The sequence below is a fragment of the Leptospira weilii genome (genome assembly GCF_006874765.1).
Lineage (GTDB): Bacteria > Spirochaetota > Leptospiria > Leptospirales > Leptospiraceae > Leptospira > Leptospira weilii.
The window spans coordinates 66,304-87,210 of record NZ_CP040841.1; the positions used below are offsets into that span (position 1 = coordinate 66,304).

Sequence of the window (20,907 nt, forward strand, 5' to 3'; positions counted from 1 at the left end):
GTTTTACTTCTCCTTACGAACCGGATGGAATTGTTTGAAGAGTCTTTTGGTGACAAGCGGCTTGAAACAATTTCGTGAATCCAAAATTCAAACTGATTACAGTTTGTTCCAGTTGCTTGTCGATAATCTTGTCTGTTTCGATAAGCGAAGATTTCGCTTCTTCGAAATACGATAGACAGGAAGTTTTATCGAAAGCAATCATCGTCTTATCTGGAACGAATTCGGACGTTTTCCAAGCTCGGCCAAAAAATCCTTGAATCTCTCCGGAGGTGATAAATTTTTCCGCAATATTCAAAGATTGGAACTGCTTGAAATTGATTTCATCCGTAAGCACGTCCAAAAGGAACTCGTTGTTCAAAACTACAGTTGTAGCAGTTTGACCTTTCTTAAATTGCCCATAGATCAGTCGAATGATATCGGCATACTTCCATTCGTTTGCTTTCGTGTAAGAAATCGGAGCGGCAGACCCTGGGGTTCCATCACCGTCCATAAGAACCCTTAAACCCTCTTGTGCCATTTGCTGACCCAAGCGATATCCGATTCTTTGAAGATAAATTTTCAGAATATCGATATTCACTCTTCGCGCGGCCTCGTAGGAGATGATCATCTTCCGACCGACTTTTTTCATTGAGACAGATCCGGTTTTTAAAGCGATTTTCGCTCCTGGAAAGTTACCTCCCTCACCAACGGTAGCTACATCGACATCTTCTTTCTCGAAATCGATACCGATCTTCTCGATTGCAGTCGAAGAGATTTTTTGGGAAGTAGCTTTTAGGTCTTCAACGGAAAGTTCCATCTGACCTAACCCCATTCCTAAATAGATCTGATCACTGATGAACGCTGGAAAAAGAATTTTGGTGTTGTTGGTTTTGAAGAAATCTTCGATCAGGGTCGCGCTATTGAATACATCGACTCCATTAATCAGCAACTGGCGTTCGACCGGATTCATTAAACCTACATCGGATTTTTGATCGAACGGATCGAATCCTGCTTTTTCCTCCATCTGCTCGATAATTTTGGATAGAGGAACCGCACATTTGTTCGTGTCGAGTTGTTGATACATTCCTTTTTCGAGAGACAGTTCTTTGATCTCGCTTTTTTTAAAGCGAAGTTTTCGTTTCTTTTTGGTAAGTGACATGATTCCTCCTTATAACCGAATGAACGATACGCGCTTGCCTGCAGTATCGATCGAAAGAACGAGAAAGACATCCCCTCCAACATCTTTCTTGATTGCACCGTTTCCATCTGAGGCCAAAGTGTCACGACCGTAAGAAGGAACGTTCCCTGAATAGGAACTTTCGAAACTTCCTTCGATTTGAACGGTGACAGACTTCTTGTCTATGCTACTGACGAAACCATCGAATTTCGATCCGTTCGGCGCTAATGAAACTGTCATTTCGCCGGATACGATAACTGGCTGACCGATCGAATTATCTGTAAGGTTATTCGTGTTATCGAACGTTATCAGTTCCGGTTCTCTTAATCCTGTTGCTTTTGTTGAAAATGGGTTCATGCTGGTATCTCCACGGTCATGTAAGGTTCGGTGTCTTCCAATTCACCGCCACCGTTACCGGAACCACGTGTAAGATTTCCAAGTTCATCTGTGCGAACTGGAAATTTTTCGTTCAATTTGATTCCGTATTGATTAGCAAGTGCTTTGAGTTGTTTCAAGTCTGCACTCTCGATCATCTCTTCGATCGTCTTGTCCGCTTTTCCGTTTACAAATAAACGGTATGCCTTCAGAACTTCGTTTCGATTTTGTTCGAGTATTTTTCTCGGCTCTCCCAAGAGTTCGTTCAACGTTGCAACGTTTGATTCGTGATCAAACCCTGCTGAAAAACTTTCTTGATTTGTGAGTCTTGCGTAGGTATCGAGAGCCGTCTTTAACTTCGAATATTCCAAGCCCGCTTTTTGTAAAACGACCTCGTATTTTTCAGCAGACAACTCCACTTCTTCGCCCTGTTTTTCCAGACCGAGAGATTCCAACGAAAGACCCAAGGCCAAAAGTAATTTAGCTTTGAGTTTCATATTTTCCTCCGTTTGTGGTTCTTCCTCCCCCGACTCGGACGAGGTTTCGTCAAAATGATTCAGTGATAATTTTTTGGCGTTAGGGTCCGCGCCAGCGCATACTATGGAAACTTCCGAAACCGTGATGATCTTAGTGATGATCAAACGAACAATAGAACCTTCGATTTCTTCTCCAAGATGCCAGTAAAAGTTTTCAAGATATGGATGAGATTTGATAAACGTGAATTGAATTCCGACAGAACACGAATCCAAAATCGGAGGATCGGTTTCTAACCGATCGATGATGGATGAGGCAAATTTTTTAAAGAACCTAAATCTGCCGTTGACTCCTTCGTTATTCTTTTCATCACTCCAAGTTGGGTCGATGACTGCGCCAATAGAATTTTCTACAAATGTTTCATGATCTTTGTAAATCTTCGTTGCGAACAGAGACGTTGCATTTTTTAGAACATTGTCCTTTGTAAAATCGAGTGCATAACACTCAATGAATGCCTTAGACAACATTCTGAAATCGTGTTCAACATACGGTAAATCCGAAGAAATTGGCTCTTGTGGAATTGTTGGAGTAGATAATTTTCCACCACCGGATAGAACAGCTCCAGACGCAAATAATACAACGGAGCCTTGACCGGAACAATTTAGTCTAACGCCATTATCAAGTGTTGCCCAACCGTGAGAGTCGTATTGGAGTTGTTTCTTTTCTGTCTTTTTAGTTGCCATTGCTTCCACTCAAAGGAAGCGTTTAAGTAGTGTGCGGATTCCCGCTTTTTATTTGTAGTATAACTCGTTGGCGATTTCTCGCACATGCTCGGGAAGTTTTTCCAAAGGATATTTTCCTGAAGAAATTTCGTCCGGGAAAAATCTCCACGAACTTTCAGACAAATCCATTCCACCGAATAGGTGAGAAAGTAACGAAAATTTACGAACCAGATTCGCGTCGCAATCTTCAAACTTTCCATCTATCTCGTCGAGGATTTGGACAATCATTTCTTGCTCTTCGACGCTACCACCTTCGACGGTTTCGATCAGTTTCAAAATTCGCTCGCGTTTCATGTGACCTTCAATAAAGAATCCGTAATGCTTTCTATCTCCAGCAAAAAGAGATTTTCGATCTCGAACGTTTCCGCATTTACCGGAACGAAAAATTTTCCTCCGCCTTTTTGATCTTGAACAAAACCAAATTTGAAAGACTTAAATTTCGTCTTTTTATCTTCCATCGAATACGCATACAGTGTATTGAAGTTTTTCAAAACATCAATGGCCTTAGATGCGTATGTGGCCTCTGTTTTTCCAAATATACCGGAATTTCCATCCGCAACTCGTTTTTTCCAACTGGTCTTCAACCTGTCTGAATTCCAAACTGCGTTTCCTTGGAGCGATGAAATTTTATTCAGAAGTTCCTCTTGTTCGAGACCACTTAAGCTTTCCGTTCTAACTTCATTTCTATTTTTAGCTCTCTCCATAGGATTTAACGGACTTTCAATTTTCCCCATCAGGGGAGTCTGTCCGCTTTCGGTAATCCGATTAATAACCGATTTCACAAACGTTACGATCGTTGTCCGACACTTAAAATGAAACGGCGGACACTTTACCGAGAGAGTTTTCAAAATTTCCGAGGATTTCATTCCTGGAAAATCTTTGATTTCCTTTGCGGTTGGAGGATGATACTTGTTCCAAAAATTCTCGTCTACCGGAGTGCTGATGAACTCCTCAACGAAGTCGCTCATTTCCGAAACCTGGAATTTACGTCCGTTCAGTTCTCTGCAAATTGGAGAAGTCTTCGCATCCATAATCGCGACAATTTCCACTTCCGCAATTCCGAGTATGTGCATCCGCTGAATTCTGGAAAAATTCTGAGACGTATATATTTTGTTTCGAAAAATGTCGTCGATTCTCTCGGTAATTTTTTTGTTTTCAAGATCCACTCCGAGTTTCTCTTTCAGTTTTTTTAGTGCTTCGGTTTTTGTTTTACTTCCATCCAATACGGAACGAATCGATTCTTCAAAAACGGTTCGTTGCGAGTTAAAAAGTTTTCCGTAGTCCGCGTTGTTTAATCGGCCGAAAAAATCGATCGCGTCCTGATTGATTCGAGGCGCGATATCCTTTACACCGACTTCATACGCTTGGCCGATCTTCCACGCTTCGCGTGTAAATTCCTCGACTTGAGCCCGAGTTAAATCCGGAAATTTGTCCCCCATCTCGCGGACAATGTAGTCTGTGATTACCTTTACCGCGTCATCCGAATCGAGTTCGAATTTGATTCCACTCAGAACTTCTTTAACTTTTTCTTCGTAGGAATGGAAAATTTTCTTTAAGCCACGATTGATGACCTCCTCTAACTGTTTCTCTTCCTCCTCATTCCACGTTCCTAATGTTTGCGTCCGCGTTGTATCGGAACAACATTGGTCTGAGAGCCCTTTTTTTTTTGGAACTTTTCTGCAAGTTCCTCATCATTTTCATCGGATGATGTAAAATCGGGTTCTGAACTACCACCGGTCTCCGTTTCATTGCGTTTTAAACGGTGTTCATAGGTGTTCACGAGTGCTTTTCCCTCCTGAGATAGGGGGTCGATGCCCAAAGTCCTTAAAAACGCGCCTAACGCGTTTTTAGAAATGCGTGTTCCAAATGCTTTTTCATAACCGTGTTCCACGGCTACCGTATCCAGATCTATGACACCAGCTTGCTCTAAGGATAGAAATCTTTCTGTGCGAAGTTTCTCAGCTTCCTCATTTGTTTTCTTTGCTAATGCATCGTCTTCTGGATTTAAAGGTCGTCCTTCTTTCCAAGAAGCTCGCAATCGAGTGAATTTATATCCCTTCATTCGGAGATGTAACGTTAACGTTTTCTCAAGGAACCTTTTAACCGGATGACGAACGTTTTCTCCTTTCATTAAAAAGAGTTTTGAGGAAACTTTCGCGTAAGTTTCTGTGACACTCGTAGGTCGTCCCAAGATGAACAAATCTGTATCCATTCCAGAGGAGAGTTGTTCCTCAATGATTTGCATCACATCTTTCAATCCCGTCGATTTTTCGGAAGCGATCGAATGATGTTCGATCTTTGTTCCTTCCGATCCAACTAACAGTCCAGATTCAATCGACTTTTCGATTTCGTTAGCCGAGGTTTTCAAAAACTCTTTTTGCTGTGTTCCGTGGGTTTTTAAGTCGGTTCCTGGGGCCGGTTTGAATTTCGACATGACTACAGAAAGAAATCCGAGGAGTGACCACTTGTTTGTCGACTTTTCAAGGTTCTCCATTCCGCGAGACTGCGAATACATAGCTTTGATCGCCGCGATCGCAGGAGGGATTCCATACGGGCTGTCTTCATCGGTTTCAAGTGCTTCGTAAGTATAGATCTCTTCGTTTAGAACAAGTTGATTTCCGTTTTCCAAGATTTGAAATGGAACGTATTTGTATCGAACTCCTCCGTTTTTTCCTTCAATACGTTCTTTTTTAAATCTAACTTTAGCAACGGGGATCAGCTGTACGGTTTCGATTGCATCCAACTCAAACGATGGAACAGCCTCAGCCGAAAGAACTCCCATAATTGCAGTTTGTCTAAGAAGCTTGTTCGCTATTCCCGGATGTAAATCAAACCAGTCGTCAATTTCGTTTTGAACCAATTTCGCTACGTTTTGGCTCGCTCCTTCCAGTTTCCATTCAAAACCGGTGTTCATCAAAAAGATGTTTCTTTTCAACGACTGGTTGAAATCTGGATTGATAAGTGCAAGTTTGGAAAGAACGGGAAACATTTGAATCGGATAGTTCGGCGTCACCTCGTCAACGTATGTGATAACGTCGTTCGAACTCTGACTGAATGATTTTGTCGAATTCGGACTGATTGCAAAACTCGTTCCTTTGCTACTAAAACGATCTATGAAAGAGCCAACTTGTTTAGAAATTCTTTCCGAAAACTTCATGGCGCCCCCAACTCGAAAGCCAGACGCAACGAATTTAAGGCCATGCCAAAGTGGTTCGCGACTTTTTTCTTGAAGGAGTATTTCGGTTTTCCGTTGTCATCTTCTCCGCGTTCTTTAATTAGCATTTTCAAATGTAAATCCAGCTCCTCAGCAAGTTCCAAGTCATAACCGGAAAGACGTGATTTATCCGGAAAGAGAAAGAGTCCGTTCTTAATCGCATCCACTGTGTCTTGAAGCGACTCATCGCGATTGACATTCACGACTTGAATGCCTTCCGATTCATCTTCCGAAACCAAAGACTCGTCCTGAGTTGAAAAGCGTTTTGAAAAATACTGAATCCGAATGTAATCGCTGTATCGTCGTGCAGTTCTCACAGACCAGTTTTTGTTCGGCATCGCATCGAGGATTCCGGAATACACTTTAAACTTCTCGATCGCACGATTGATTTCCGATTCATTGAGAACTGAAAATTTGGCCGGATATATTTTGATTCGGTTATCCGACGTGTGTTCCCCGAAAAGCATGTGGACCGTATCCCCTTGATCGGCTCCCATATATGTAAAAGAATCCACTCCCTCGGGAATTCCGTGGTCGCCTCTCATCGAATCCAGTAAACTTTGAGTTACTGGTTTTTCGTCATCCGTTGAATACGGCCAGCCGACTACGGATATGAAAAAGTTCTTCTTTTTGATTGAAGTAGTCGCTTCTTTCCATCTGTTATAATGTTGTTGGGGAGTTTTGATCGTATTGAAAAATTGAGCGACTTGAACACCGGTATTTTGATGTTTCGGAAATGCGGGAACATACGTTCCTTTTTGCGGATTCAAAGCGGCACCACATTTGCAAGCAAAAACAACTTTAGAAATCTTCCCGATCTTTACGCCAAAAATTGATCCAGGCTCGTCAATGAAACGTTGAACGAGATTATTCCATTCGTTACATGTCTCGCATTTGATTAGCCACCAACATTGATTCGAGTTTTTCCACTCTGCGTGAATTCCAAAATCTTCAAAGGAAGGCTGAGAAATCACACGACTTAAAGCCAGTTTCGAATGATCTAAACGGTCGTTTGCAAATTCAGCATGTTCCTGATTTTGTTCGTCGAATTCATCGAGATAGTTTATATCCGAGTCGAACGTTTTTACCTGCTTTAATGTTTCCGTCGCGCGAAACGCGAGCGTGGATTCCAGATATTTCAACAGCTGGACGTTCTTGATTGAGTCCGTTTGATCGACATTTTTTTTGATATGAGGCGAGATATTGATCATATCGTTCACTCTATCTTGAACGAAGATTTTCATATTACCCGCGTCAGGAAAAAACCACGCCAATTTTAAAGACCCTTTTTCAGCCCTCCAAAATGATTCTGCGATGAGTAACGTAGAAAGAGCGACTTGCCCGCCCTTCAAGGCCAAAAATCGTTTCGTGTTTTCGAGTTTCTTGGCGATTTCTTTTAGATACGCATGGCCTTCAAAAGAATAACGAGAAACTCCGTCCGAACTTCGAACATATACCTTTGCCAGGAGATATTCTATAAAAGAAGTATTGGAGAATGATCTTTCTCCCTTATCAATTAACTGTTGAATGAATTCCTGTTGTTTCGCCGAACTCATGAACGTTTTTCCGTCAATGCCTTCGGTTCTTCTATGATTGTTCCCTGAACTTCTTTGGCGTTAGTCCATTCCGAATGCCATGCTAATAGATTCTTTTGATGAATTCCCCATTCTTCACTAATCGATTTCTTCGTCTTCGGACCTTTCATAAAAAGATCGAGCAACGTATCCGCCGCACGTATTAAATCAATAGAGCCGGAATCCGCGTTTTCCAGCTGAATTTGATTACTCGCAAACTTACTCCAAAGATATCCGAGTTGTACCGGATCTTTCGCTATTCCGATCATAGAACCGGCTTCCGATAAAAACGCATTCCGAACGGCTTGCATCATCATCGCGTTATCTGTTTTTATTTTGGAACGCATATCGGACGTCTGTTCCTGAATTTTCAAACGCGTTACACGATTTACCTCATCGCGAGAATCAAACCAATTTTTTCCGGATTGGTCTTTTGCTTCTGCCCAACTGCGTATCGTGTTCGCCGAAATTTTCGGGAACTCCGGTTTTAGAACCGCTTCAATTTGTTCCGCGTTTTTTCCGACGAGGAACAGGGTATAGGCGCGGTGTTTTACGTTTTCAGAATACGCCATCCTATTCCTTCACGTCCTCCAGGTATAGAATCGTAGGAACACCAAAATCAAACAGTAGATTCAATTCATAATCTACTTCGTGTCCGTTCGGATCCAGATAGGCGGGGCCTCGTCCATACGGATCGGAGGCACGAAGATATTTTGTTCCATCGCTCATTTCAATGATTCCGATTCCACGAATGATGTGGCCTTTCCTCGTAAGCCTGGTTCCGAGGCCGCAGGGATAAAATCCGGTTTCAAAATACTTACAAAGCTCTTCTTTGTTTCCCTGTTTTTTGACGATTTGTAACGGAATCTGATTATTCTGCATCAACAGATTGAAATATTCTGCATGGTGTTCCGAATCATAAATATTCTTTCCGTGTTGAATCACCCAATCTTCTAAGAGCACGTAGTAGTTAAAGGTGGTCAGTCGGATGAACCCCGGAATGTTTTTAAGCATCCCTACATACACGATGAAGTCTTGGAAAACATTTCCCATACACTGTTGGTAATCGCGTAGTTTGAGTCTCGGTGTAATTTGATCTCCACGCTGTGGATTCCAAGGAGCGATTGGATGAGAGAGATGTGAGATCATGGAGCCCCCAGTAGATTACGAAACTTATAGATCAATACGCCAACAAGCCCAAGGACCGCAAAAATTCCGACGGCTATCGCCGAATTCCTAAGTCCCTTCCACTTGTTCGCTAACTCTTGGAGTTTCAAATTCTCCTCTCGAAGTTCTTTTAACTCTTCATTTTGTTCGCCACAAACATCCAGAGCCTTTTGAATATTCCGTTTTTCTTTCGAAGGCGGGAGAGTTTCTACGTCTGCTTTTGCTGATTCATAGATCGCCTCATTCCCCGTTTTTTGTAAGGCGGTGCAGGCGCAAATAAACAGTAGAACCAAACAGATCGATTTCATAGCCGACTACTTCCAATTTCAGACTGTGTTTTCTCGCTGGTTTTTCCGCCGATATTCTCGATTAAGTCGGTGAAGGATTTTGTTTTCGAATTCAAATTCTCGTTGATTCGCTTTCCTAAATAGAGGCTTCCAGCCGCGGAATAAAATACGATTAACCATTGGATCAGATCCATATGAAGGGGCCTTAACGAATCCGGGGATACGATTGAAAGAATCGAAAGGGCAATCAAATATGAGATCGTTAATATAAAAACGATCCACGTTCTGAACGTAGTATCCGAAGGCTTTCCGGTTTTGTCGTCGTGAGATAATAACTTCATTCCGAACCTCTCCTACGCGGTGACGAGAGTCGGATCAAATCCTTAACATCAGATTTTATTTCCGAAAGGTCCTTGGCGATCGCGGTCATTTCCGTTTCGATCTTAACGATTCGGATTTCGTGATCCTTATACATTGTATTGTATTGAACAACTGCGGATATGACGAACCCCAGGAGAACCAAAAGGTCTTTAATCCCGAGCTTGATTTGATTTGTTTTTAAGTTCTCCATTCTCTCCCTCAAAAAAAATCCCGCACTGTGGCGGGCTAAGTTCTACTTAATCGCTTCCGATTGTGAGAGAAGAATAACACGAAGCTCCGCTGGACGGAAGATCCTTAGAGGATCTTCCAAAACATCTTGGCCTCTAATTTTTAAGAGAGTTCGTTTTTGAGAAGGGAATGGTTAGTAAATTTGTTTTGTAGTTTTGAGAGTTTGAGAAATGCGATCGAGATCCGAGATTAGAAATCTTCTGGTTCGAGGTCCCCATTCTATATACGGTATCTCGTGATCAATCACATGTCGGTTAAAGGACCTAATCGAAAGATTCAAATAGGCCGCCGCTTCTTTTGAAGTCAGCGACTTCCGTTTGTCCTTTGGTATGAGTATTTCTTGGGTTTCAACGAGATGAATCCCATTGGCGGATAACGACGGTTGAGTTAATTTGAGTAAAGATCCGTTGCGAGTATGGCCCTTAATTGTAGACATGCCATCCGGTTTGAATGGCACATTAGAGTTTTGTCAAGTCTTTTTATTGGCAGAATTCTTTCATATTATCATAGACGTCAGTATTGCCTAATTCCCCCGCTTTACTCAGATCACTACAACCGGAATCTTTATTTCCTAACCCAATTTTGCCCAGTCCTCTAAGTTGATACGCTTCGGCAAAATTTGGTTTTAGTTTTATCGCGATGTTTAAATCGCGAATCGCCCCACGGGGATCATTGCAAAGTGCCCGAAACAATGATCTAGAATAATAGGCTGAGGAACTTTTCGGATTTAACTCAATTGCCTTATTACAATACTGAATACCTTTTGTAGGATCTTCTCCATTGGCATGAGAATAACAAGCACCCGAATAGAAATCAGAATTTTTTGGTTCTGCTTCAATGGCGTTTAAATAATAATCAATTGCCTTTTCTCTTTGCCGAAGAGAAAACATTAACCTACCTAAATTTGCAAATGCTTGTCCAAACTTTGGATTGATCTCCGTCGCTTTTAGATACAATGTTTCTGCATTCTCAAAATCCTGATCCATTTCGGCAATGTATCCCCGAGAAAAATATCCGTAATCTGATTCAGGAGAAAGTTCTATAATCTTTTTTCTCAGTTCCCTTTTCTCTGCTTCGTTTAACGTTTTCATGGATTGATCGAATAACTTTTTTGCCTCATTTCGATTTGTATCCGTGGCAAATAAAACGAATGAAACAAAAAGGATCAGAATAAATTTCTTCACGACGTAACTCCTAATTTTTAACAAGAATGAAATTAAGGATGAGCCATTAGCTGAAAATCCTAAAAAAAGGGAAAATCAAAAATCAATCCGTCGGATTGTAAAAGGAAAACACATGATTCAAAAAATTAGTAATTTATTACACGAATTCGTCCGGGACTTACGCGCAGGCATTCCAACGCCCAAACTCATTGAAATTTATACGGGAAAATTTATTCGGGCGTTTCGGGAGGAAACATCCGATCAAAAACCGTCTTAAATAAGGCAAAATCCGACTGATCTAAATCTAAAATTCGTTCGATTATTTTTTGAATTTTTTTCGCCTCGATTTGTTTCACGAAAATCCTTTCTCGATCTATTTTCTCAAATAATTCATCGTGGCCCGTATTTAGCAACTGCCACGCCCCCGGTGAAAAACGTTTTTCTCCTTCTCCCAAAATCAACCAAAACGGGTTATATCCGAAACTTTTCATCAATCCATAGGCGAGTTCGAAAGGAATTTGCCTAATTCCTGCCATATAGTTCGCTACAGCTGTTGCCGTCACCCCGCCTATCCGTGCAATTTTTGCTTTTTTCAGACTTTGTTCTTCGGCTATAATCCGCAGTCGGTCCGCCTGAGTTGCAATTTTCTCACTATTATTCATCTTTTTGATTGACTCTTGACTCACAAATTACAGATTACAAACAGTTGTGATATAGATATTTTATCGGATTTATTTTGTCATAATAGAAGATTTTTTCAAATAAATACGCTTATTAAATTAACTTTTTGTACCATGCTACAGGTATAATTTGAGCACGTTTTTGGTGGGAAGGGAATGGGTTGGATAGATGGATATGCAAAATAGAGCGGAGTTAGAAATTTTACTCTTAGAAAACCGAATAGAAAAAGTCGTAGACAAATGTATCAGACATAATCCGCAAAGCTTAATTCCCGAAATCGCGGCAGAAGTTTGGGCATGGTCGATAGAATTATTCAACCATAGTCATTCGTAAATATATTCCCTATTTTTCCATAAAGGTTTTTAGAATCCCTTCCACCTGATCAAGCTTTGATTCTGGAATTTTTTCGAGAATCGTTATGATTTTTCGCAGTTTTGGCAAAGGTCTCAAGCGATGTAAAAGACCAAATTCAGCATTCAATCGATTCGATCTATCTACATCCTCCGCGCTGGCAAACATAGGACCTTCGCCTGTCAATAGCCAAAGCGGATTAATATTAAACTCCGTTCGCATTGCAAGGATTGTCTTATGACTGGGTTTTTTTGATCGTCCGGTCAACAAATCATTCAACGATCCATGGGAAATCCCCAATTTTGTTGCAAAATCTATCTGAGTTAATCCGGAATCCTCATAGATTTTTTTTATACGAGAATTCATAAAAATGTCGGTAATACCGTAATTTTCTCTTGACAATTGTCGGTGATGCCGAAATGGTCATTCCAGGCGGGAGAGTTCCCGCCAAAACTCGGCAAAATCTGACACAATACTGCTATCCGTAACATAGAGACAGTATCGTCAATGTGAGCCGAATCGCAAACAAAAAACGGAGTTAAAGGGCGGCCTTATGATCATTACCAACGGAGACGAATGTAAGGATTTCATTTGTATCACCTTGAAAATGAGAACCCTCGCGAAGTTCGCAAGGGAAGCGGGAATCAACTATGACTATCTTTCAAAAAGCTTAAACGGACAACACTCGTATACTGAGGTTCGGGAAGCGTTCAAAAAGTTCAACGTTCCGTTTCGTATGGGAAAACCGTCTCACAAAAATTCCAAAAAACGCAGGAGCGCAGCATGAAAACAAAAACGCAACCTCAAACTACGTGGACTGAACCAAAACGTTGGGAAGTTTTCGAACCTACTAACGAAATTCAGCGCAAGGCCGCAACCGCCTACTGCAACGCAAAAATATATGCCGATCTAACGGACGTTCCAATCGATTTTCTGTTTCTCGCGGATCGACACAGACAACTGAATACCCAACACATTCCTTACGTGCGAATCGATATTCCTTCGCATACTGATTTTGCTGTGTATGTTCATGTTTGGATCGTTGCTAAACAATCACTACGGTTACGCGATGAGATTCAAGCCATAGAGAAAGAACTCAATTCCAAAAAACGGAGACGGATAGCGTGATGCACCACAACATAACCGGAGCCGCTTCTAACATACAAACTTCTTCTTCGGATATGCTCTCAGATTTTGAAGAAACGCTGATCTCAAACGTGGCGGACTCAGTAAAGGAGAAATTTCCGACGTTCGATTGGAGACGAGACGATCATAGCGAGATGAGCGATAAGCAAATCGTCGCTCTCTATCTGGTAAAAAACGACATCGCCCAAATCTGCGGAAATGATAAGGAAGCGATCCAGGAGTTTATGAGTATTCTCGAATATATTTTTGATGAGGAGTTCTCAGAATGATGACACAATATAAACTCGAATATCTGAAACGTAGTCTCTATCTCTCGAAAAAAAACGACGGGCGATAATTCACTCAGAACGGAAACGGAAATTATAGATATCCTACTCACTCGATGCGCACTCATGGAGGAATATCAAAAACAACATGATATTTCCGATCAATTCTATGATTGGCGGATGGATCAAAATATCGGTACGGAGGCATACACACGATGACAGTTAGCGAACGTATCTCTCTACTTCGGAGAAGTATTCTGCTGTCGAGACTTTATAAAAAGGACGGAAGTAGACGAAACCATATAGAAATCATCGAGTGTCTTCTGACTCGGAGTGCGATACTGGATGCGTTTCTCGAGGACCGGGAACTAAAAGGCAAATTCTCAGAGTGGTCGAATGAAAATTTAATTCAGGAGAGAACTAACAATGAAGCCTAATCTATGTGTTTATTGCGGAGAACAGAGACAACTTTTTCAAAACTATCTTTGTTCAAAATGTCTTCGACCAAACATGCAACGAGGATCGGCAACGATCAATAACATCCGTCCGTTTATACCAAAAACGAATCTGATAGCAATTAAAAACTTTCCGGACGGTGCCGCATGAATACGCCCAAAAAAGAAAAAATACAAAAAACTCTAAAAATAACGAAACGAGTTTTCGAAGAGTGCTGGAGGGAAATCCCAGAATACATGGCCAAAAAATTATCTGCTATCGAGTTGGCCGAATACATTCAGCGCCATATCCTCCCCGTAGTTACTAGAAGAATGTTATCAAACCCTTATATTCAATATAAGGCGAGTAGGCGCCTGATCGCGATCGCATAATGAAAAAAGAAAGCCGGGTTTTACTCAACGGAAAGCTAATCCATCGAGGCGATCTTTGGCGTCGCGGGCGAGTCATGTCCGAGCGCATTGGGCTGATCGTTATCGAGAGCAAGATGACCCTGCGGGACATCGCATGGTATTATTCCAAAAAGTGTCAACATATAACACCGGGATCTAACTATATGTTGACATTCGATCCAGCGGTCCTTTCCCACACGATAAAAGGGACTCGAAACACACAACGCTACGTGAAAGCAATAGAGGAGTCTTGGGGGCTTCCGATTGAGAATGTTCGCCGTATCTACCGTGAGGATAAGGAACGAGAAAGATTAGGAGAACCCTATAGTAGAGAAGAAATTCAGACATTCGCAAATTGGTATATTCAGATTTTAAAAATAAAAAGGGCGGCGTCATGAACCCACTAAAATCTAAACCGAAAACAAAAAACATAGATTTAACGATTTTGAAGGTATTTCTCACGTATCCGTCAATTTTTAGACATTATGCCGATGTCGCGCTCCTCACATCGAACCAGGGAAAAATCCGGACGATACATCGCTCCTTGGAAAGGCTGTATCAGGCGGAACTTCTCAAAAAATATAGATTCAGTTCTTATCTAAACGCCGAACTAATCAATTCTCTCTACGGTAAAAAAACAGCTCTGCGGGAAAATCTTTCATCATCCACAGAATATTCAACAGACCGCACCGTTGGAATAGAACTGCAACTGATCAAACACTTCATTTCGGATACATCCGGTCTTTGGACAATAACCGAACTTGCTCTTTTGCTGGCTCGATCCAGTGCAACGATTCAACACAACCTCAACGCGTTAGTCGAACACGGCTTAGTGATGCGTAACGCGGTGGACAATTTGAAAAACAAAACAAACCCGGTGCAGTATAAACTCGCCCCCGATTTCGCAATGAACTTATCTTCCGATAAACCAAAAATTTTGAAAACTATTCAGGAGACAATCACACAATGAATTTAGAAATATCAGACAGCAATATAGAAAATGCTCTCGTTCCAAAGACCGGCGGAGATTCGGAACGAGAACTATTAGCCAGAGCCATTTATTTGAGTCAGAGGATTCAAAGTAATCTCATCGCATTCTGTTTTGACTTAAAGGAGATGAGGGATCATAAACTTTTCACAAGATTAGGATTCGAGACATTCAAAGATTACCTACAAGCAACGATGCCCAAGTTTATCCCCATCAGTTTTGCAAAAAATATGCTGATGCTGTCGGACAAGATGAGCGAGGAAGAATACTCCGGAGTGGATCAGGATCAGATAAAGGCATTAGCCAAAATTGCGTCCGATTCGGATGTATATAAAATTACAGGAATGGGAACCGTTCATTTACTCGACGGCAAAGAACTTACTATCGAGGAATACGAGTCGATCCGTGCGGAAGAGATCGCACAGAACACGAAAACGTATCGTGAAGCGATTAAAGTTGTCGAGGAACATAAAGAACTAACAAAAGAAAAGTCTCGCTTAGAACGTGATCTTGAGGTCAACGAGAGTTTAATCGAAAAACAATCCGACAAGATAAAAAGCCTTAGCGAAGCAATCGATTATATCGCGAAAGAAAAAGGAACCGAATCCGATTTGATCGCAACGGTCACCACAAAGGTCGGAGCCTCGAAAAGAGTTATGGAACTCCTTCTGTCCATAGAACAAGCAGTAGTTGAGATCAATAATATCGACGATTCTTTGAAGGCGGACTCGGACGTCGCCGGTTCTGTTTTGCAACTCGAAACGATGTTCAAACTGGCAGGAACAAAACTCAACAACGTTTGGACTCCTTACTTCTTTGCGATTCAGGATCACGAATAAGAAGGTTTATCATGGGTCGCCGAGAGATCGACATAACAATTTTAAATGAACGTTTCACGATGTGGAGAAACGCATCTTCACGTTCGGATAAGAAAAGAATCGTTCTTACGTTTGCGGAACAATTCGGAGTTTCCAAGGAAACGATCTATGATCGTTTCCGAGAAATCGAGAACGGTGTTTCGAGAACGATAGTGGCCGGTTATTCAGGAGTTGCACAGATTCGAAAATCTCAGGATCAACTCGAAGAAGAAAAAGCCCACATGGTGACGATTGCGATGATCAAGCGCGGGGGAAAAGTTGGAAAACAAGGTTACGGAGTTTCCACAGAACTGGCAATTACCGCCGCCGAAAACGAAGGACTAATTCCGCGCGGGAAATACACAAGATCAACTGCTGATCGTTTACTCAATCAACTTGGAATTTCAACGAAGCTGATTGATACACCATCAGTAGCGACAGAACTCATTAGTCCGTATCCGAATCACTGTTGGATAGTAGATGCAACGATGAAGAATCATTATTTTTTGAATATTAAAAAGAACAGAATCGATTATAGAGACGATATCAAATACGATTCTTCGCATGCGATGGATATTTTAGAAAAACATGATTTAAAACGAATTTGGGATTACTTCATCGTAGATAACTATTCGAAATCTTACTTGATGATGACGTTCGCTCCAGATCCAAAAACGATCGGAGCGAAACACGGAGGAGAAAATACAGAAGATTGGATTACGTTTTTGACATATGCGATGCAGGCTAAAAGCAATTTGCAAATCCCTATCCAGGGAATTCCAAAACTTATTTTTTGTGACGAAGGTTCCGGTTTAAATTCGAATCACATGAAATCTTTTCTTGGTCGGCTTGGGATCGAGGTTAGAACTCACTTACCCGGCCACGCAAGCGCGAAAGGTGCGGTCGAGGCACGAGTCGGAGCGTATAAGCGAACCTTCGGAGTTACGATCAACAGAAATAGAATTTATTCCCTCGATGAATTAAGAAATTATGATAATCGCTATTTGATCTTTGACAACAATAAGAGCGGGGCATTTCAACGATGGGTGGATGGGACAAAAGACCATCCGATTACGAAAGCAACTCGTAAAAACATTCAAGACGCTCTTGTTACCGAAGACGAGAAAGTTATCACCAGATACGGAACGATCCAAATCGATAAACAACAATTTTTTGTAAGTTCAGAACTACCGCGCGGAACTAAGGTCGTTGTATTTACAAACAGCGAAGGGAAGAAATGCGCTCAAACCGATGACGGTAAAATCTTCCAAGTAAAACCGTATGGAAAGATTCAACGCAACATAGAGACATTCGAAATTTCCGATGGACGAGGACATGAAGTCCGCGTTTCAGAACTTCAACAATTACGAAAACATATTCAAGAAACTTCCCAAAAGTTTAAAGAAACGATCAAACAAGAATCCTATCTACGTGACACAAATATAACATTCTTCCCCGCACAAGGGGAGGATGCGGAGACACATGTTGCAATGGCTCCCTCGAAAATTTTAAAAGTGGATGAGGCGATTACGTACGTATTCAACGAAACCGGATTTACCGCGGATGAAATCGGTGAGGAGGATCTGGTAGCAATGCGTGAAGTTTTCAGGAAGTTCATCGATCAATACGGACACGTTCCGGCTGATACACTTTACAAAATCGTAAACATATATCTCGGAACCGGAACGAACGGTTAAGCAATTTTAAATTTAGGAGTTATTACAAATGAAGGGAAAAGAAGAAAAATCACACATAAAGAGCATTGCGTTAATTAAAAAATGCATTCAGGGGTTTCCCATTTCTACGTCTCGCGCAATTGTTATGGCGGAAAGAGAAGGAATAATTCCGATCGGAAAATACAAACGTTCTACAGTTGATCGTTTGCTAATTAAATACGGATTTTCGACACGATTAAAAACTGTTTCAACTGGTAAATGAAGGAGTTACTACAAGTGAGAGAAGAAACTAACAACGCACTGGAAGAATGCGAAGATGTATTCGTTGAGACTAAAAATGCAAAACGAGTATTGAAATTTTGTAAGGACGTGATTAAACGAAATCAGTGGGCAGTAGTCACAGGAAAAGCCGGTGCTGGCAAATCAGAAATCAGAAAGGAACTTTTGCGACAACTTAGAAAATCTAAATCTAATATTGTTCTTGAAGTTCCGGTATTTCATTCAGTGCAGCCTCGTTCCGCCGCAATTATGAAGGAAATTATTAGAGCAATAAACCCGGATGTTCACGTTCCTGGTTCGATCGAATCGAAATATAGACTGCTTCGAAGCGTATTGACTGACGCTCTCGATTCTGGTTACAAGGTCGTGATAGTTTTCGAAGAGAGTCATAACCTTTCTCATAATATGATGCGGGAGTTAAAGCTCATTCATGAAATCGAGGCAATGGGAAAAACGCATTTATTTGCTATGGTGATGTTTCTACAAGCTACACCTCGATTTGGGGAAATATTTAGAACTCGTGAAATCGGAAAACGAGTTCTTGTCGAGGAGATGAATCTTCCAACGTCGGAAGAAGCGATAGAAATAGCAGAAAAAAGATTCAATTTAAGTTTCAAAGACGATTCTGCGAAATCCGATTTTCTGGATACAACTGGAGAATATCCGGCTTCAATCAAACATCTTGCTCAATCTTTGTGGTTGTTGCCGGATTTCAACGGAGTGGTAACAAGAACAACATTAACAACTCTGAAAGCACAGGCGTTCAAAGAAGCCCTGTTAGAACACAAGATTTCTAATCGAATGATTCAACGCTTTATTAAACGAGAAATCAAAGAAGACCTTTCTGTTGGATTCATAAACGAATCGCTCAACCACAAACGAAACGGATCAAAAGCGGACGCTGTTCGCGATCTTGCCAGCAAATTATTAAACGACGCACGGGAAGAAGCAAGAGCCGTCTAACGCATTTTTTTAATTAGGAGGAAAAATGGCTAACGAAACAAACGAAGGAAAGAAGAAAAAGGGAACAGGAGAACGAGCAGAAAAACCTGTAAAAGAAAAACCGGCTCCTTATCTCATCAATTCCGAATCAGAGAAAGAAACAGCACTGCTGGAAATTCAGGAGATGCTCGGGAAAATCGAAAACGATTCCGAATTGAAGTCGTGGGAAGAAGAGTTAACAGACATCAACAAACGCGCGGTAGAATTGAAAGCTCAGATCAGCGATCGTAAAAAGTCCTCGTCCACCGAAAAGAAGGACATGGCGGATAAGATCGTTCTGATCAAAGCAGGACTCGCAGAATACGAGGTCAACAAGGCTCTCGGTAAAACCGCGTAAAAGGAGCGACGTTATGCCAGTTAAAAAGAAGACGGTCAAGAAAAAGGCCGTTCGTAAAACGGCGAAGAAAAAAACGGGAAAGGTTCCAAAGGCACCGGTTATTCCTTCTTCTTCAAAAGGATTAGCTGTGGATTTGAATCCCGAAACAGATAAGGAGGTAGAAAGTGGCAAAGAAAACACCGAAAGGGAAAGTTGAACTGCCGGATAATCTCTATAAAAATCGCGCCGATCTCACCCAAGCTGTAGCAGAGCTTGGGGAGACCAAACGCGAGAGAGATCGTATCAAAAGCGAGGTAGACGACCAAATCAGCCAGCTTACGACAGAACTCCAAACTGAACTTACCCCGCTGGATTTAAAAATCCAGCACATTGTTTCTGGTATTAAGCTCTACGTTGACACGAACAAGGACGAACTATTCCCAGATCCGGAGTATCGGACTTGTAAACTGCCAACAGGAGAGTTGAAACTTCGAAAAGTCCCGGCTTCGGTGAAGACTCGTACGTCCTCGAAACTATTCGAAAAGATTCTCTCAGAAAACGGTCTTTTGGAAAAGTTCAATAATCTCGTTTCAAAATTGGGCGGAATCTATCTCCGCGTAAAATTGGAACTGAATAAAGAAAAAATCTTAGCAGAACCTCTGAGGGCAACGCAAAAGATCGGAGTCCAGTTAAACGAGGAAAACGAACGTTTATATATCACTCCGAGTGAAATTGACGCCGAAATCGAAGCCGTGGGAGATGCCGCTTAATGGTCCTTCCGCCTATTTCAGAAGTTACTTACTCAAATTTGCTCTCCGTCGTGGAGAGCTTTTTGAAATCTCGTGAGAGATCCTATTTCAGAAGTATTCAAAAAGAGACGATTGCTCTGAATCAGTTTATGAACAATGGAATTCCGGCTCCTAACGTTCTCGATCTTCTCGAAAAATTGATCGCGATCCGAAAGCACCCTAAGTTCGGAAAGGAATCCTTTTGGATTTCCGCAACGGAAAATATTTCCGGAGCTTATGCGTATATGCACAAAATTGAAACTGTTCACGCGGCGATCTGGCCCGAAGCAGAAAAACGTAAAGAAGAACAGAATTTGAAAGATCCGAAACTCGGATGGAAAGCGTTCTTAGAATTCTCTAAGCAACTCAGCCGTGAACTTCAACACGAAATAAAGAATCTTTCGATCTTCGAAAACACAGAATCGAAGACTATACGAATTCCAGAGTGTTCCGAAAAAGCAAAACTATTTATATTCAAATTTTTTCATGAATCCAATTCAGGTTGGAAAATCAAAAAGGCGGAACCCAATGCAAACGACATTTAAAGCACAAATAAAGATCCAGTTTGAGGATTTGGAATTTAATGATTTTTCTGACGCGGTTCTTGATGAGTATGGGGTTGTTAACATCAATACGATGACTCAATATGCAAAGAAACGACTTGGGGTATCTCAAGCAACCATCGAAAAACTGAAAGAGGATCGTAGAGGATGAAACGTCCTCTTACTGGGCACATAAATTGTTTCTCCGAGGATGGTGACGGGTTATATTGTGGACCAAGAGTCGCCGAAGAAGTTCGAGATACGATGATTCTTGGTCGCTGTGTAAGCATGGATACCACGGAGGCTATCCAGCCGGATTTTTGGAACGCGCAAGGTTACTTTTGGTTGGAGGAGATCAGGAAAGCACAG

General features: G+C 41.5%; 31 protein-coding genes and 1 pseudogene. 16 read left to right on the top strand and 16 right to left on the bottom strand.

What is annotated here, in order from left to right:
- Positions 1-13 precede the first annotated feature (13 nt).
- The 16 genes from FHG67_RS19770 to FHG67_RS19845 form a co-directional block, all read right to left on the bottom strand.
- Positions 14-1,138, bottom strand: coding sequence for a phage major capsid protein (locus FHG67_RS19770; protein WP_004498897.1), 1,125 nt, complete (start codon positions 1,136-1,138; stop codon positions 14-16).
- A 9-nt stretch (positions 1,139-1,147) separates the two neighbouring features.
- Positions 1,148-1,513 (bottom strand): hypothetical protein, encoded by a 366-nt coding sequence (locus FHG67_RS19775; protein WP_004501524.1) that lies wholly within the window; start codon positions 1,511-1,513, stop codon positions 1,148-1,150.
- Positions 1,510-2,748 (bottom strand): hypothetical protein, encoded by a 1,239-nt coding sequence (locus tag FHG67_RS19780; protein WP_004498857.1) that lies wholly within the window; start codon positions 2,746-2,748, stop codon positions 1,510-1,512. The genes FHG67_RS19775 and FHG67_RS19780 overlap by 4 nt, the downstream gene beginning before the upstream one ends.
- A gap of 48 nt (positions 2,749-2,796) precedes the next feature.
- A complete protein-coding gene (locus FHG67_RS19785) occupies positions 2,797-3,081 on the bottom strand; it encodes a hypothetical protein (RefSeq protein ID WP_004498908.1) in 285 nt (94 codons plus the stop codon).
- Positions 3,078-4,226 (bottom strand): structural protein, encoded by a 1,149-nt coding sequence (locus FHG67_RS19790; protein ID WP_004498905.1) that lies wholly within the window; start codon positions 4,224-4,226, stop codon positions 3,078-3,080. Before FHG67_RS19790 ends, FHG67_RS19785 begins: the two co-directional genes overlap by 4 nt.
- A 170-nt stretch (positions 4,227-4,396) precedes the next feature.
- Complete coding sequence (locus tag FHG67_RS19795; protein WP_004501551.1) at positions 4,397-5,944, bottom strand: hypothetical protein; 1,548 nt, start codon at positions 5,942-5,944, stop codon at positions 4,397-4,399.
- Entirely contained in the window at positions 5,941-7,557 is a 1,617-nt protein-coding gene (locus tag FHG67_RS19800; protein ID WP_004498895.1) for a phage terminase large subunit family protein, read from the bottom strand. Before FHG67_RS19800 ends, FHG67_RS19795 begins: the two co-directional genes overlap by 4 nt.
- Positions 7,554-8,147, bottom strand: a complete 594-nt coding sequence (locus FHG67_RS19805) for a hypothetical protein (protein WP_004498862.1) — start codon at positions 8,145-8,147, stop codon at positions 7,554-7,556. The genes FHG67_RS19800 and FHG67_RS19805 overlap by 4 nt, the downstream gene beginning before the upstream one ends.
- Before the next feature lies 1 nt (position 8,148).
- Complete coding sequence (locus FHG67_RS19810) at positions 8,149-8,724, bottom strand: hypothetical protein (protein WP_004501541.1); 576 nt, start codon at positions 8,722-8,724, stop codon at positions 8,149-8,151.
- Complete coding sequence (locus FHG67_RS19815; protein ID WP_004501548.1) at positions 8,721-9,050, bottom strand: hypothetical protein; 330 nt, start codon at positions 9,048-9,050, stop codon at positions 8,721-8,723. The genes FHG67_RS19810 and FHG67_RS19815 overlap by 4 nt, the downstream gene beginning before the upstream one ends.
- Positions 9,047-9,370 (bottom strand): hypothetical protein, encoded by a 324-nt coding sequence (locus FHG67_RS19820; protein ID WP_004498880.1) that lies wholly within the window; start codon positions 9,368-9,370, stop codon positions 9,047-9,049. Before FHG67_RS19820 ends, FHG67_RS19815 begins: the two co-directional genes overlap by 4 nt.
- On the bottom strand, positions 9,367-9,600 hold the full coding sequence (locus tag FHG67_RS19825; protein ID WP_004498844.1) for a hypothetical protein: 234 nt from the start codon (positions 9,598-9,600) through the stop codon (positions 9,367-9,369). Before FHG67_RS19825 ends, FHG67_RS19820 begins: the two co-directional genes overlap by 4 nt.
- A 171-nt stretch (positions 9,601-9,771) precedes the next feature.
- The gene (locus tag FHG67_RS19830) at positions 9,772-10,074 is read right to left on the bottom strand and encodes a MerR family transcriptional regulator (protein WP_004498886.1); all 303 of its coding nucleotides are present in this window, start codon (positions 10,072-10,074) and stop codon (positions 9,772-9,774) included.
- Positions 10,075-10,117: 43 nt separating this feature from the next.
- Complete coding sequence (locus tag FHG67_RS19835; RefSeq protein ID WP_020782275.1) at positions 10,118-10,822, bottom strand: tetratricopeptide repeat protein; 705 nt, start codon at positions 10,820-10,822, stop codon at positions 10,118-10,120.
- 209 nt (positions 10,823-11,031) lie between these two features.
- Positions 11,032-11,463, bottom strand: a complete 432-nt coding sequence (locus FHG67_RS19840) for a helix-turn-helix domain-containing protein (RefSeq protein WP_036075477.1) — start codon at positions 11,461-11,463, stop codon at positions 11,032-11,034.
- A 361-nt stretch (positions 11,464-11,824) separates the two neighbouring features.
- Positions 11,825-12,235, bottom strand: a complete 411-nt coding sequence (locus FHG67_RS19845; protein ID WP_061219676.1) for a helix-turn-helix domain-containing protein — start codon at positions 12,233-12,235, stop codon at positions 11,825-11,827.
- A gap of 151 nt (positions 12,236-12,386) precedes the next feature.
- On the opposite strand from FHG67_RS19845, the gene FHG67_RS19850 reads away from it, so the two are divergent.
- The 16 genes and pseudogenes from FHG67_RS19850 to FHG67_RS22515 all read left to right on the top strand — a co-directional run.
- The gene (locus FHG67_RS19850; RefSeq protein ID WP_004498907.1) at positions 12,387-12,620 is read left to right on the top strand and encodes a hypothetical protein; all 234 of its coding nucleotides are present in this window, start codon (positions 12,387-12,389) and stop codon (positions 12,618-12,620) included.
- Positions 12,617-12,961 (top strand): hypothetical protein, encoded by a 345-nt coding sequence (locus FHG67_RS19855; protein ID WP_004498898.1) that lies wholly within the window; start codon positions 12,617-12,619, stop codon positions 12,959-12,961. The genes FHG67_RS19850 and FHG67_RS19855 overlap by 4 nt, the downstream gene beginning before the upstream one ends.
- A complete protein-coding gene (locus FHG67_RS19860; protein ID WP_004501533.1) occupies positions 12,961-13,248 on the top strand; it encodes an LIC13344 family protein in 288 nt (95 codons plus the stop codon). The genes FHG67_RS19855 and FHG67_RS19860 overlap by 1 nt, the downstream gene beginning before the upstream one ends.
- Before the next feature lie 599 nt (positions 13,249-13,847).
- The gene (locus FHG67_RS22510) at positions 13,848-14,072 is read left to right on the top strand and encodes a hypothetical protein (protein WP_004498911.1); all 225 of its coding nucleotides are present in this window, start codon (positions 13,848-13,850) and stop codon (positions 14,070-14,072) included.
- The gene (locus FHG67_RS19885) at positions 14,072-14,488 is read left to right on the top strand and encodes a hypothetical protein (protein ID WP_036075480.1); all 417 of its coding nucleotides are present in this window, start codon (positions 14,072-14,074) and stop codon (positions 14,486-14,488) included. The genes FHG67_RS22510 and FHG67_RS19885 overlap by 1 nt, the downstream gene beginning before the upstream one ends.
- Positions 14,485-15,060: a DeoR/GlpR family DNA-binding transcription regulator gene (locus FHG67_RS19890; protein WP_036075483.1), complete on the top strand. Its 576-nt coding sequence runs from the start codon at positions 14,485-14,487 to the stop codon at positions 15,058-15,060. Before FHG67_RS19885 ends, FHG67_RS19890 begins: the two co-directional genes overlap by 4 nt.
- The gene (locus FHG67_RS19895) at positions 15,057-15,917 is read left to right on the top strand and encodes a hypothetical protein (RefSeq protein ID WP_004498840.1); all 861 of its coding nucleotides are present in this window, start codon (positions 15,057-15,059) and stop codon (positions 15,915-15,917) included. The genes FHG67_RS19890 and FHG67_RS19895 overlap by 4 nt, the downstream gene beginning before the upstream one ends.
- 59 nt (positions 15,918-15,976) lie before the next feature.
- Positions 15,977-17,632, top strand: coding sequence for a DDE-type integrase/transposase/recombinase (locus FHG67_RS19900; protein WP_004498839.1), 1,656 nt, complete (start codon positions 15,977-15,979; stop codon positions 17,630-17,632).
- 28 nt (positions 17,633-17,660) lie between these two features.
- Positions 17,661-17,873 (top strand): hypothetical protein, encoded by a 213-nt coding sequence (locus FHG67_RS19905; protein WP_004498871.1) that lies wholly within the window; start codon positions 17,661-17,663, stop codon positions 17,871-17,873.
- On the top strand, positions 17,870-18,853 hold the full coding sequence (locus tag FHG67_RS19910; protein ID WP_051017892.1) for an ATP-binding protein: 984 nt from the start codon (positions 17,870-17,872) through the stop codon (positions 18,851-18,853). The genes FHG67_RS19905 and FHG67_RS19910 overlap by 4 nt, the downstream gene beginning before the upstream one ends.
- Before the next feature lie 25 nt (positions 18,854-18,878).
- Entirely contained in the window at positions 18,879-19,229 is a 351-nt protein-coding gene (locus FHG67_RS19915) for a hypothetical protein (protein ID WP_004501543.1), read from the top strand.
- Between the two features lie 13 nt (positions 19,230-19,242).
- Positions 19,243-19,425: a hypothetical protein gene (locus FHG67_RS19920; protein ID WP_004498845.1), complete on the top strand. Its 183-nt coding sequence runs from the start codon at positions 19,243-19,245 to the stop codon at positions 19,423-19,425.
- Positions 19,394-19,978 carry a host-nuclease inhibitor Gam family protein gene (locus FHG67_RS19925; protein ID WP_004498859.1) on the top strand — a complete coding sequence of 195 codons (585 nt, stop codon included), beginning with the start codon at positions 19,394-19,396 and terminating at the stop codon, positions 19,976-19,978. The genes FHG67_RS19920 and FHG67_RS19925 overlap by 32 nt, the downstream gene beginning before the upstream one ends.
- Positions 19,979-20,040: 62 nt before the next feature.
- Positions 20,041-20,541, top strand: coding sequence for a hypothetical protein (locus FHG67_RS19930; RefSeq protein ID WP_172616489.1), 501 nt, complete (start codon positions 20,041-20,043; stop codon positions 20,539-20,541).
- Positions 20,525-20,710: a hypothetical protein gene (locus FHG67_RS19935; RefSeq protein ID WP_004498842.1), complete on the top strand. Its 186-nt coding sequence runs from the start codon at positions 20,525-20,527 to the stop codon at positions 20,708-20,710. Before FHG67_RS19930 ends, FHG67_RS19935 begins: the two co-directional genes overlap by 17 nt.
- Positions 20,707-20,906 (top strand): annotated as a pseudogene (locus FHG67_RS22515) (hypothetical protein); the annotation flags it as partial. The gene FHG67_RS19935 and the pseudogene FHG67_RS22515, both read left to right, overlap by 4 nt.
- Position 20,907: the final 1 nt, after the last annotated feature.